Origin of the sequence: Paraburkholderia terricola (assembly GCF_003330825.1) — a bacterium.
In the GTDB taxonomy this organism is placed as follows: domain Bacteria; phylum Pseudomonadota; class Gammaproteobacteria; order Burkholderiales; family Burkholderiaceae; genus Paraburkholderia; species Paraburkholderia terricola.
In genome coordinates this window covers 3464607-3476990 of record NZ_CP024941.1, presented here as the reverse complement: position 1 = coordinate 3476990, position 12384 = coordinate 3464607, and the positions used below count along the sequence as shown (strand labels likewise).

Sequence of the window (12384 nt, the reverse complement as noted above, 5' to 3'; positions counted from 1 at the left end):
CGCGCGAGGAGCATTGGCATGGTGCAGGCGTGGACCAGCCGCTGGCGCCCGACACGCCCGAGCGCGGCCCGCCGCTCAGCACGGGTAAAATACGCGCCTCTTTCCGCAATCGGCTCGCCGCGAGACCCTCCATGTCCAATTTCATCCAGACACTCAACGACGCGTGGCAGCGCACAAACTCGCTGCTGTGCGTCGGCCTCGATCCCGAGCCCAGCAAATTTCCGGGCGCGCTCGCGGGCCGTTCCGACGCGATCTTCGATTTCTGCCGCACCATCGTCGACGCCACCGCGCCGTATGCGTCGTCGTTCAAACCGCAGATCGCCTACTTCGCGGCGCATCGCGCGGAAGACCAGCTCGAACAGCTGATCGCCCACATTCATGCGAAGCATCCGGGCTTGCCGGTGATTCTGGACGCGAAGCGCGGCGACATCGGCAGCACCGCCGAACAGTACGCGCGCGAGGCGTTCGAGCGCTATCAGGCGGACGCGGTGACGGTGAATCCGTACATGGGTTTCGATTCGATCGAGCCGTATCTGGCGCACGAAGGCAAGGGCGTGATCGTGTTGTGCCGCACCTCGAACGCGGGCGGCTCGGATCTGCAATTCCTGGAGACGGGCGGCCGTCCGCTGTATCAGGTCGTCGCGCAACTGGCGGCGGATAAGTGGAACGCGAGCGGCCAGCTGGGTCTGGTGGTCGGCGCGACTTTCCCGAAGGAAATCGAAGCGGTGCGGGGGATCGTCGGCGACATGCCGCTGCTGATTCCGGGCATCGGCGCGCAAGGCGGCGACGTCGAGGCAACGGTGAATGCCGGGCGCACCGCGAACGGCACGGGCATGCTGATCAACTCGTCGCGCGCGATCATTTACGCCGGCAAGGACGACGATTTCGCCGACGCCGCGGCGAACGCCGCGAAGCAAACGCGGGACCGGATCAATGCGTTTCGGTGATGGACGGCGGTCGTTGATTACAACCGTGTCTTGAGGGAATCGGGCGCGACCGGTTTGCGAATCGGGTGCGCCCGAGCGCGATTCAACGCTACCCGGTGCGGCCCGGCCCGAGCCGCTCGATCAATGCCGCATGCCGGGGATACCGCGCCTTCAACGCGCCGACATCCGCCAGTTCGAACTCGCTGAATTCAAATCCCGGCGCCACCGTGCAGCCCACCAGCGCAAACGTCGACGGATCGGCGCATTCCGCGGCAAACCACAAACCCGCCGGCACCACGGCCTGAAACACGGCATCGGCATGCGTCAGCGCATTGCCCAGGCGGTGCGTCACCAGCGCGCCCGCTTCATCGAGCACATGAACGAGCAAGGGCTCGCCGGCATGGAAATGCCAGAGCTCGTCGGACTTGATCCGATGCCACGCCGAATGCGCGCCGTCGCACAGCAGGTAATAGATCGCGGTGGATGCCGAGCGCGTTTGCGCTGAACCGTCGGCGCGCGTCACGCGTTCCGCCGACCGGTACGTCTCGCTGAAAAACCCGCCTTCGGGATGCGGTTTCAGATCGAAGCGGCGAATCAATGCGTCCTTGGCTGCGAGGGAATCGGTCATCGGTTTCGGCATTCCAGCGACGTTTAATGTTCGCGTTCGTCGAGCAAGGCGAGCATGCCGCGCAGCGAATGCGCGGCGGCCTGCACGCGGATCTGTTCGCGATCGCCCTTGAAGATTTTCGTTTCCACCGACGTATGCAGCCGGTTGCTCCAGCCGAACGACACCATGCCGACCGGCTTGGCCGCGGTGCCGCCGCCGGGGCCGGCGACGCCGGTGATCGACAGCGACACCTGCGCGCGGCTGTTGCGCAGCGCGCCCTCGGCCATCGCGCGCGCGACCTGTTCGCTGACCGCGCCGTGCTTGTCGATGAGATCGGGCGGCACGCCGATCATCTCGCACTTCGCCTGATTCGAATACGTGACGAAGCCACGTTCGAACCAGCCGCTGCTGCCGGAAATATCGGTAATCGCGGTCGCCACCATGCCGCCCGTGCAGGATTCGGCGGTGACGAGCAGCAGGCGCTCATCGCGCAGGCGGTTGCTCACGCGAATCGCGAGCTGATGAACCACGGAATCGGTAGGCATGGCGTCGTCAATCCGAAAAACAGGGGCGGCGGTTGGAATCCCGGCGGCACAGCGGCGTTGCCGGGCGGCGCGGTTAAACCGACATGCGCCAGAGCGCAATCACGAGCAGCGTGAAAAACGCGGCGACCAGGTCGTCGAACATGATGCCAAAACCACCCTTCAGACGGCGATCGAAATAACTGATCGGCGGCGGTTTCACCATGTCGAAGAAGCGGAACACGATGAAGGCCCAGAACTGGCCGGTCAGCGTGACGGGCGTGACCATCAGCAGCACCAGCCAGAACGCGACGATTTCGTCCCACACTACAGGCGACGGATCGTCGGTGCCGAGCTTCCTCGCGGTAAACCCGCAAATCGCGATGCCGAAGATAAAGCCGGCGGCGATCAGCACGCCCCACTCGATCACGGTCAGATAGCGGCTCAATACCGCGAACGAGGCCCAGGCGAACAGCGTGCCGACCGTTCCCGGCGCGACGGGCGACAAGCCGCTGCCGAAACCGAGCGACAGAACGTGCAGCGGATGCGACAGCATGAAACGCGCGGTGGCGCGGCGCGGCTGCGGGCGGGGCGCTTTGGGCGGCTCGTTGCCGATGAGATCGTCGGCGGGGCCGAGCGGTTGATCAGTCTGCATGAAAGTGGTCGAAGCCTTGCAACGTCAGAGTGAGCGGCGCGCCGGCGGCATCGCGCCAGTCGATCGCGGGGCGGTCGGCCGCCGTTTGAAGAGCGCTTATTGTACCGATGCGCGTGACCGGCACGCCCGCCTCGCGGCCGGCTGTTTCCACCGAGGCGCGCGCGGCGGGCGGCGCGGTGAAGCACAGTTCGTAATCGTCGCCGCCCGCGAGCGTGCAGCGCCGCTGGACCTCGGGCGACAGACGGCGCAGCGCGGCCGAACGCGGCACGGCGTCGGCGTCGACGGTGGCGCGCAGGTTCGAGCGTTCGAGGATGTGCAGCAGATCGCCGGCGAGTCCATCCGACAGATCGAGCGCCGCGTGCGCGATGCCGCGCAGCGCGAGACCGAGCGCGACGCGCGGCTCCGGGCGTTCGAGCGCATGGCGAAACCTCGCGGCGTCGTCGGCGTCCGCGGACCATTCGCCGCGCTGCACGCCGAGCCCGGCGCGCGCGTCGCCGAGCGTGCCGGAAATCCAGATGTCGTCGCCCGGCCGCGCGGCGTCGCGGCGCAGCGCCATGCGCGGCGGCACGCTGCCGAACACGGTGATGCACAGGTTCAACGGGCCGCCGGTGGTGTCGCCGCCGATCAACGCGCAGCCGTGGCGTTCGGCCAGCGCGAAGAGGCCCTCGCTGAAGGCGGCGAGCCAGGCTTCGTCCGCTTTCGGCAGGGAGAACGCCAGCGTGAACGCTTGCGGCTGCGCGCCCATCGCGGCGAGGTCCGACAGGTTCACCGCGAGCGCCTTGTGACCCAGCGCCTCGGGATCGATATCGGGAAAGAAGTGGCGGCCTTCCACCAGCATGTCCGTGGATATCGCCAGCACCTCGCCGGCGCGGGGCGCGAGTAGTGCGCAGTCGTCGCCGATGCCGAGCGTGTCCGCCGCGGCGTCGGACGGTTGGGCCGCGGCGCGGCGCGCGAAGAAACGGTCGATCAGCGAGAACTCGGAGAGCATGGGTGGCGATGGGTGAAGGATAGGGGCCGCGAAAGCGTCACGACAAGGCTGCGAGAGCCGCCGCGCGACGCGCATTCGACGAAGATGCCACGGTTCGGCACTCGGCGCGCGGGTGGTTCGAGCGCGGTTTGCGCCTGGCCCGAAGCACGCCGGGCTGGTCTTTCGCTACGTTTCAGTCGCGGCAGTTGTACCCGTATTGAAGGGATACAGCGGGCGATTGGGGCTACAATGCCGTCGAACATCTATTCTAATCTGCCCTTCGAAGCCCGCCTTATGTCGACTCCCGTCAATAGCAAACTCCGCGAAGCCGCCCTCGATTACCACGAGTTTCCCACCCCAGGGAAGATCGCGATCGCACCCACCAAGCAGATGATCAACCAGCGCGACCTCGCGCTCGCGTACTCGCCGGGCGTTGCGTTCGCGTGCGAGGAGATCGTCGAAAATCCGCTGAACGCCGCGCGCTTCACCGCGCGCAGCAATCTGGTCGGCGTCGTCACGAACGGCACCGCGGTGCTGGGTCTCGGCAACATCGGGCCGCTCGCGTCGAAGCCGGTCATGGAAGGCAAGGCTGTGCTGTTCAAGAAGTTCGCCGGCATCGACGTGTTCGATATCGAGCTGAACGAATCCGATCCGCATAAGCTGGTCGACGTGATCGCGGCGCTGGAGCCGACCTTCGGCGGCATCAACCTCGAGGACATCAAGGCGCCGGACTGCTTCATCGTCGAACGCGAATGCCGCAAGCGCATGAAGATTCCGGTTTTCCACGACGACCAGCACGGCACGGCGATCGTCGTCGCGGCGGCCATCACCAACGGTTTGAAGGTGGTCGGCAAGGACATCAAGGAAGTCAAGCTGGTGTCGTCGGGCGCGGGCGCGGCGGCGCTGGCCTGCCTGGATCTGCTGGTCGACATCGGCCTGCCGCTCGAAAACATTACCGTCACGGACCTGGCCGGCGTGGTCTACAAGGGCCGCGTCGAACTGATGGACCCGGACAAGGAACGTTTCGCCCGCGAAACCGCGGCGCGCACGCTTGCCGAGGCGATCGGCGGCGCGGACGTTTTCCTGGGTCTTTCGGCCGGCGGCGTGCTCAAGCAGGAGATGGTCAAGCAGATGGCGGACAAGCCGCTGATTCTGGCGCTGGCCAACCCGACACCGGAAATCCTCCCGGAGCTGGCGCTGGAAGTGCGCCCGGACGCCGTGCTGTGCACGGGCCGCACCGACTACCCGAACCAGGTGAACAACGTGCTGGTGTTCCCGTTCCTGTTCCGCGGCGCGCTGGACGCGGGCGCGACGACGGTGACGCGTGAAATGGAAATCGCGGCGGTGAATGCGATCGCCGAACTGGCGCGCCAGGAGCAGAGCGATATCGTCGCGACGGCTTACGGCATTCAGGATCTGTCGTTCGGGCCGGAATATCTGATTCCGAAGCCGTTCGACCCGCGCCTGATCGTCAAGGTCGCGCCGGCGGTGGCGAAGGCCGCGATGGATTCGGGCGTCGCCGAGCGTCCGATCGAGGACATGGACGCGTACGAACAGCATCTGCAGCAGTTCGTGTATCACAGCGGTACGACCATGAAGCCGATTTTCCAGCTCGCGCGCAGCGTCGAGCCGGAGAAAAAGCGCATCGTGTTCGCCGAGGGCGAGGAAGAGCGCGTGCTGCGCGCGATGCAGATCATCGTCGATGAAAAGCTGGCCAAGCCGATTCTGATCGGCCGTCCGGCGGTGATCGAGCAGCGGATCGCGCGTTACGGCCTGCGTCTGGTGGCGGGTCAGGACTATACGGTCGTGAACACCGATCATGACGAGCGCTACCGCGATTTCTGGCAGGAATACGCCAAGATGATGTCCCGCAAGGGCATCACGGCGCAGATGGCGAAGCTCGAAATGCGCCGCCGCACCACGCTGATCGGCGCGATGCTGGTGAAGAAGGGCGAAGCGGACGGCATGATCTGCGGCACGATCAGCACGACGCATCGGCATCTGCACTTCATCGACCAGGTGATCGGCAAGCGCGAGGGTTGCGCCGTCTACGCGGCGATGAATGCGCTGGTGCTGCCGAATCGGCAGATTTTCCTGGTCGATACGCACGTGAACGTCGATCCGACGCCGGAACAACTGGCCGAGATCACGATCATGGCCGCCGAGGAAGTGCGCCGTTTCGGTATCGAACCGAAGGTCGCGCTGGTGTCGCATTCGAACTTCGGTTCGAGCAATGCGCCGACCGCGCAGAAGATGCGCGACACGCTGGAGATTCTGCGGGAGCGTGCGCCCGATCTGCAGGTGGACGGCGAAATGCACGGCGACGTCGCGCTCGACGCCAATCTGCGCCGCGAAGTGCTGCCCGATTCGACGCTCGAAGGCGATGCGAACCTGCTCGTGCTGCCGAACATCGACGCAGCCAACATCTCGTACAACCTGTTGAAGACCGCTGCGGGCAATAACATCGCGATTGGTCCGATGCTGCTTGGCGCGGCCAAGCCGGTTCACGTGCTGACCGCTTCGGCCACCGTGCGCCGTATCGTCAATATGACGGCGTTGCTGGTGGCGGATGTGATCGCCGCCCGCTGATCCCTGGCGGGGCGGAATGTGTAGCGCTGATCGACTTTCTTCGGCGCCACGCAAAAAAAGGCGTGCCCGCAATGGGCACGCCTGCGGGTAAGCAGGGGATTGCCACCCAAAAGGCAAACGACACAGTCAAGCTTTCGGGACTTCGAGAGCCCAAAGTCCCCGCGACGGGAAATAGCGGCAGAGGCACGCATGCGATGTCGCAACACCATGCCATCGGTCTCTGTTTGCGCCGTCGCGCTAATATTAGCCTGATCAGGCTAAGTAATCTGTCAAAAGTCGTCAAAGCCCGTTCCGGGGCCCTTTCCCGCCTGACGAAAGATTTCGCCTGCCCGGCGAACGTTGATTCCGTTGGCTATTAGCGATACCCTTACGACTTTCATGGTCGTCAAACTCGTGATCTAACAGCGGGGAACCCCTGATACATGGCACGCAAGTGGTTGGGCATGAAAGGCGTGCTGATCGGTGCTTTGACGCTCTGCGCTTTATCCGGCACCGTGCCTGGCGCGTTTGCTCGCGACTCCACGGCACCGGGTACAAACGCTCAGGGGCAGGGCGGCATCGCGGTGGCGCAATTGCCGCGCGAGGCAGTCAATACATTGAACTTGATCGACGCTGGCGGGCCTTATCCCTATGAAAAGGACGGCATCGTGTTCGGCAATCGCGAACGATTGCTGCCGGCCCATCGGCGCGGCTACTACCACGAATACACCGTTCCCACGCCTCGCTCACGTAATCGCGGGGCGCGCCGCATCGTCTGCGGAGGTCCGCTAAGGCGCACCGATAACTGCTACTACTCGGACGACCACTACACCACTTTTAATCGTATTGTTGAATGACATCGGGATGAACGGCATGAGCGACAACGTCTACGCGCACGACTCCGGAGTCGCGACGGATCTTTTCGCGGCCGGCGACGGCAATTTGTTCCAACGCGTCATGCAGATGCGTGCCGGCGATCAGGGCCGCGATAACCAGAGCGAAGCCAGCACTGTGCTTTCATCGAACGAGGAGCCCATGAGCCTTTTCAAGACCGTACGACCGAACATCGTACAGTCGATCCGCGCGTTTCGCGTGCAGGATCTCGCTGACGAGGCCAATCAACTCGGTCAGCATTTCCTGTATGCGTATTGCGCTAACGCGCAGTCCAAACAGGAAGTGCTCGAGACTATCGCCACGTCGTTCCTGTTCCCGAAGCATTTCGGCAAGAATTACGACGCGCTTTACGATTGCCTCACCGAATTGGTTCAAAAGGCGGGCGCCCAGCCCGGTTTCGTGATCGTGCTCGAACAATTGCCGGTCGCGCAAAAGTTCGACAAGGAAGGCCGCGAGACGCTGCTCGACGTGTTCCGCGAAGCGGCCGAGTTCTGGGCCGAGCGCAAGGTGGCGTTCCGGGTGTTTTACTCGTTTGCCTGATCAGTCGCCCGAGCGCCGCTTGTTCCGGGAAAGGTTGCAGAAAAGAGAAAGGCCCGCCGATTTTTGGCGGGCCTTTCTCTTTTCTGCTCTCTAAACGGGGGGCGATGCACTTGACGCTGCTTCGTCTGACGAGTCGGGCGCATAGCGCGGCAGCTCGTCGAGATAGTGCCGTGCGCGGGACGGCGTGGGCGCCGACTTACCAGCCGCCCCAGCGAGCCGCCAGCGCGGCGAGGACCGCGATGCCAGCCGTTTCGGTGCGCAACACGCGTGGCCCGAGGCCGATGACCGCGAATCCGTAGGCGGTGGCGGCCGCTTCCTCGACTGCGGAAAAACCGCCTTCCGGACCGATCAGCACGGTGACGCGTCCTTGCGGCGGCTCGGTGGGCAATGCCGAAAAGCTCATGTTGGCGCGCGGCGACAACAGAATGCGCAATTCGCCTTCTTGCGGTGTCCGTGGCAGCGCGCCGAGCCAGGTGGCGATCTCGCGCACCGGCATGACTTCCGGCAGGCGATTGCGCCCGCACTGCTCACACGACGCGCGCACGACGCCTTCCCAATGCGCATGCCGCCGTTGCGCACGCTCGCTGGCAAGCCGCACGACGCTGCGCGTGGTGGTTAGCGGCACGAAACAGGAGGCGCCGAGTTCGACCGCCTTTTCGATGAGCCAGTCCATCTTGTCGCCGCCCGCAATACCTTGCGCGAGTGTGAGGTGGTACGGCGTTTCGACTTCCACCGCGCGAAATTCACGAACTATCGCCTTGGCCGAGCGGCGTTCGACCTCGACGAGTTCGGCGCTGTACTCACCGCCTTTGCCGTTGAACAGCACAATCGAATCACCGGGCTGCAAGCGCAGCACGAGAACGTGGCGGGTGACGTCATCGGGCAACTGCAAGATGTCGTCGGGGTTGAGGGGCATACCGACGAAAAAGCGAGGCATCAGAAAAATACTCATTGGTTCACGAAAGGTGGCGAGCGAGCGCCCAACGGTAGCCGTCCAGATCTTCGACCTGGGCGAACCGGTCGCCCCAGAACTGATCCTGTGGCTCGCTCAGCGATTTTGCACCGGCGGCTAGCGCGCGTGCGTAAACCGCGTCGACATCGTCGACATAGACATAGAAGGATTGCGGCGCAATTGCGCCCGCGCTTTTCGGGGTTTTCGCCGCCGAGCCGAACGCGCCTTCCGGCGCGAACATCACGATCAACTGTCCTTGATAAGTCATTTCGACATGCATGACGACCCCGTCGTCCTGCACGCTGTCACGGACCTCGAAACCGAAAGCGGCCTCGAAGAAGGCAGTCGCGACACGCGCGTCGCGCACCGTCAGATAGGGGGTCAACCAAGGCACACCGGCTGGGCGGGAGGCGGTCATGGAGTTCTCCGGATCTATGGGGTTTGCGAGACGCAGGCGAGGCAGGCAACCGCGATCGATACGCCGATTGCGCGTTGACTGAACCGTATATTGTGCCCGCGTGTTAGCACAACGGCTTTAGGAATCGACTTAGTTTATCCCGCGCTAACGACGATGCCGAAAAGAGGCCGGCGTGCAAGGCCGGGGCATAGTGCTTGAGCGAGTCAATTTGCCGCGCTTCGAGGCGCTGTGCAAGCGTTTCGGAAGCGATGGCGGCCGGGTCGAGCGCGTCGCTGGCGGTCGCCATCATCCACAGCGAGCCGTAGAGCGGAACGAAGGTGTTCATCGTGCGCACGACGGCGAACGTGGTCCGTAAGCCGTCGAGCAGGTCCGCGATACGCCGCGGATGAAAGTAGGGCGAGCCGAGGTGTACGGAGAGCACGGCGGCCGGGCTCATTACCCGCTTGAGGTGTGCGTAGAAATTGGGTGTATAGAGCCCGGCGGCAGGCGAATCGGGCGGAGTAAGGTCGAATACGACGAGATCGAACCGCGCCGTTGCCGTTGCCGCCACGTAATGCGCGGCGTCGCCGATGACCAGTTCGACGCGCGGATCGTCGAAAGCCCCGCCTTGCACCTGTGGCAGATGTTCGCGCGTCAGGCGTACTACCTCCTCGTCGAGCTCCGCGACCACGATCCGCTCGATGCTCGGGTGCCTGAGCAGTTGCCGCGCGGCGCCGCCATCGCCGCCGCCCAGCACCAGAGCACTTCGCGGCGACGGATGCGCCAGCGCGGCCGGATGCACCATGCATTCGTGATAGATGAACTCGTCGCCGGTCGAAGTCATCGGGCGGCCGTCGAGCGTGAAGAGCCGGCCGAGCTGCGGCGTGTCCCACACCTCGATGCGCTGATAAGGCGAATCGACGCGCGCAACCAGTTTCGCGTTCGGAAAACCGTACACGGCGTCGGGACTCGGGTGGAACAGCAAGAGAGTGCTCACGGGATGACGGGCTCTGTCCGGAGCGCGGCGAATTCAGGTTGCATAATTGTAAAGGACCACGCGCCGCGCGGCGTTGCAGGGCGCGGGGGCCGCACGGACGGGCGGCTTTCCGCGCAGGGCGGGTCTAACGTTCTGTTAGAATGTGACGCTTTCAGCCTTGTCCGTTTGCTCTGCCCGTTTCGCGTCTCCCGGCGCCGCACCGTGCGCCGAGGCGGACTGGCCGCCGAGCTTCCGGGCCTCAAGCGCACACCGCCTTTTGACTCTGTCTCCGGACTCGACATGACGACCCCGTCTCCCGCACCCACTTCCTTGATGGCCAACGCAATCCGCGCGTTGTCCATGGACGCCGTTCAACAAGCGAATTCCGGTCACCCCGGCATGCCGATGGGCATGGCCGAAATCGGTGTGGCTTTGTGGTCGCGCCATCTGCGCCATAACCCGAAGAACCCGCAATGGGCCGATCGCGACCGTTTCGTGCTGTCGAACGGCCATGGCTCCATGCTGCTGTACTCGCTGCTGCACCTCACCGGCTACGATTTGCCGATCGAGGAGCTGAAGAACTTCCGCCAGATGCATTCGAAGACGCCGGGCCATCCGGAATACGGCATCACGCCGGGCGTCGAGACCACCACCGGCCCGCTCGGCCAGGGATTGGCGAACGCCGTCGGCATGGCGCTCGCGGAGTCGCTACTCGCCACTGAATTCAACAAGCCCGACGCGAAGATCGTCGACCACCACACGTATGTGTTCGTCGGCGACGGTTGCCTGATGGAAGGCATTTCGCACGAGGCCTGTTCGCTTGCCGGCGTGCTGAAGCTGAACAAGCTGATCGCGTTCTACGACGACAACGGCATCTCGATCGACGGCGAAGTGGTGCACTGGTTCCACGACGACACGCCGAAGCGCTTCGAAGCCTACGGCTGGAACGTGATCCCGAACGTGGTCGGCCACGACGTCGACGCGGTGGACGCGGCGATCAAGCAAGCGAAGCAATCGGACAAGCCCACGCTGATCTGCTGCAAGACCGTCATCGGCGAAGGCGCGCCGACCAAGGCCGGCAGCCACGACTCGCACGGCGCGCCGCTCGGCGACAAGGAAATCGCGGCGACGCGTGAAGCGATCGGCTGGAAGTGGGAGCCGTTCGTGATCCCGCAGGAAGTGTATGCGGCGTGGGACGCGAAGGAGGGCGGCGCGCGTCTCGAGTCCGACTGGGATAAGGCATTCGCTGCTTACCAGGCAAAATATCCGCGGGAAGCCGCCGAATTTTCGCGCCGCATGGCCAAGCAACTGCCGACCGACTGGGCGGACAAGGCGAAGGCGATCATCGCCGGCGCGAACGAACGCGCGGAAACCGTCGCAACGCGCAAGGCATCGCAGCAGGCCATCGAAGGTTTGTCGGCCGTGCTGCCGGAACTGCTCGGCGGTTCCGCCGACCTGACCGGTTCGAACCTGACCAACTGGAAGGCCGCCAAGCCCGTGCGGGTGAACCCGGAAGGCCTGGCAGCCGGCAACTACGTGAACTACGGCGTGCGCGAGTTCGGCATGAGCGCCGCGATCAACGGCGTGGCGCTGCATGGCGGCTTCAAGGCCTTCGGCGGCACGTTCCTGACGTTCTCTGACTACAGCCGCAACGCGCTGCGCGTCGCCGCGCTGATGAAGGCGCCGTCGATCTTCGTATTCACGCACGACTCGATCGGTCTGGGCGAGGACGGTCCGACGCACCAGTCGATCGAACACGTCGCGAGCCTGCGTCTGATTCCGCATCTGCAAGTGTGGCGGCCGGCCGACACAGTCGAAACGGCCGTGGCCTGGACCCACGCGGTGGAACATCACGGTCCGTCGTGCCTGATTTTCAGCCGTCAAAACCTGCCGTTCTCGGAGCGCACCGACGCGCAGATCGCCAACATCGAAAAGGGTGGTTATGTGCTGCGCGACTGGAATGACGAGATCGTCGCGCGCAAGGTCATCCTGATCGCGACCGGTTCGGAAGTGGAACTGGCGTTGAAGGCAATCGAGCCGCTCGCGCGCGAAGGTATCGCGGCGCGCGTCGTGTCGATGCCGTCGACCACCGTGTTCGACAAGCAGGACGCCGAATACCGCGAGCGCGTGCTGCCGAAGGGCGTGCGCCGTGTCGCGATCGAAGCGGGCGTGACGGATTTCTGGCGCAAGTACGTGGGTCTGGAGGGCGGCGTGGTCGGCATCGACACGTTCGGCGAATCGGCCCCCGCTGGCGTGCTGTTCAAGCATTTCGGCTTCACCGTCGAGCATGTTGTGGAGACGGCTAAAGCCGCACTCGGCTGATCTTCCGCAAGCGTTGCCGTCTGCGTGCGAACGCGCGGCAACGCTGCCGGTCAGACGAA

General features: G+C 64.4%; 12 protein-coding genes. 5 read left to right on the top strand and 7 right to left on the bottom strand.

Annotated features, from left to right (window positions below):
* The first annotated feature begins 131 nt into the window (after positions 1-131).
* Positions 132-947 (top strand): orotidine-5'-phosphate decarboxylase, encoded by an 816-nt coding sequence (gene pyrF, locus CUJ90_RS15565; RefSeq protein ID WP_083083124.1) that lies wholly within the window; start codon positions 132-134, stop codon positions 945-947.
* Between the two features lie 88 nt (positions 948-1035).
* Here the strand turns inward: pyrF and CUJ90_RS15560 are convergent, their stop codons facing one another.
* From CUJ90_RS15560 to thiL, 4 genes are all read right to left on the bottom strand, one after another.
* A complete protein-coding gene (locus CUJ90_RS15560) occupies positions 1036-1554 on the bottom strand; it encodes a cupin domain-containing protein (protein WP_083084181.1) in 519 nt (172 codons plus the stop codon).
* A gap of 23 nt (positions 1555-1577) precedes the next feature.
* Positions 1578-2078 carry a CinA family protein gene (locus CUJ90_RS15555; RefSeq protein WP_073429135.1) on the bottom strand — a complete coding sequence of 167 codons (501 nt, stop codon included), beginning with the start codon at positions 2076-2078 and terminating at the stop codon, positions 1578-1580.
* 73 nt (positions 2079-2151) lie between these two features.
* The gene (locus tag CUJ90_RS15550; RefSeq protein ID WP_176035725.1) at positions 2152-2709 is read right to left on the bottom strand and encodes a phosphatidylglycerophosphatase A family protein; all 558 of its coding nucleotides are present in this window, start codon (positions 2707-2709) and stop codon (positions 2152-2154) included.
* The gene (thiL, locus tag CUJ90_RS15545; RefSeq protein ID WP_083083126.1) at positions 2699-3697 is read right to left on the bottom strand and encodes a thiamine-phosphate kinase; all 999 of its coding nucleotides are present in this window, start codon (positions 3695-3697) and stop codon (positions 2699-2701) included. The genes CUJ90_RS15550 and thiL overlap by 11 nt, the downstream gene beginning before the upstream one ends.
* Before the next feature lie 228 nt (positions 3698-3925).
* Here thiL and CUJ90_RS15540 point away from each other — a divergent pair, with 228 nt between their 5' ends.
* From CUJ90_RS15540 to CUJ90_RS15530, 3 genes are all read left to right on the top strand, one after another.
* On the top strand, positions 3926-6265 hold the full coding sequence (locus CUJ90_RS15540; protein WP_073429133.1) for an NADP-dependent malic enzyme: 2340 nt from the start codon (positions 3926-3928) through the stop codon (positions 6263-6265).
* Positions 6266-6687: 422 nt separating this feature from the next.
* On the top strand, positions 6688-7101 hold the full coding sequence (locus CUJ90_RS15535; protein ID WP_073429132.1) for a ribonuclease: 414 nt from the start codon (positions 6688-6690) through the stop codon (positions 7099-7101).
* A gap of 16 nt (positions 7102-7117) precedes the next feature.
* Entirely contained in the window at positions 7118-7678 is a 561-nt protein-coding gene (locus CUJ90_RS15530) for a barstar family protein (RefSeq protein ID WP_073429154.1), read from the top strand.
* A 196-nt stretch (positions 7679-7874) separates the two neighbouring features.
* On the opposite strand, the gene CUJ90_RS15525 is transcribed toward CUJ90_RS15530, so the two are convergent.
* The 3 genes from CUJ90_RS15525 to speE all read right to left on the bottom strand — a co-directional run bounded on the left by CUJ90_RS15525 (position 7875) and on the right by speE (position 10024).
* Positions 7875-8615 carry a 16S rRNA (uracil(1498)-N(3))-methyltransferase gene (locus CUJ90_RS15525; RefSeq protein ID WP_114163164.1) on the bottom strand — a complete coding sequence of 247 codons (741 nt, stop codon included), beginning with the start codon at positions 8613-8615 and terminating at the stop codon, positions 7875-7877.
* 19 nt (positions 8616-8634) lie between these two features.
* On the bottom strand, positions 8635-9048 hold the full coding sequence (locus tag CUJ90_RS15520; protein WP_073429130.1) for a VOC family protein: 414 nt from the start codon (positions 9046-9048) through the stop codon (positions 8635-8637).
* A gap of 103 nt (positions 9049-9151) precedes the next feature.
* Positions 9152-10024 (bottom strand): polyamine aminopropyltransferase, encoded by an 873-nt coding sequence (gene speE, locus CUJ90_RS15515; RefSeq protein ID WP_114163163.1) that lies wholly within the window; start codon positions 10022-10024, stop codon positions 9152-9154.
* A 279-nt stretch (positions 10025-10303) separates the two neighbouring features.
* On the opposite strand from speE, the gene tkt reads away from it, so the two are divergent.
* Positions 10304-12325 (top strand): transketolase, encoded by a 2022-nt coding sequence (gene tkt / locus CUJ90_RS15510; RefSeq protein WP_114163162.1) that lies wholly within the window; start codon positions 10304-10306, stop codon positions 12323-12325.
* The last annotated feature ends 59 nt before the right edge of the window (positions 12326-12384 follow it).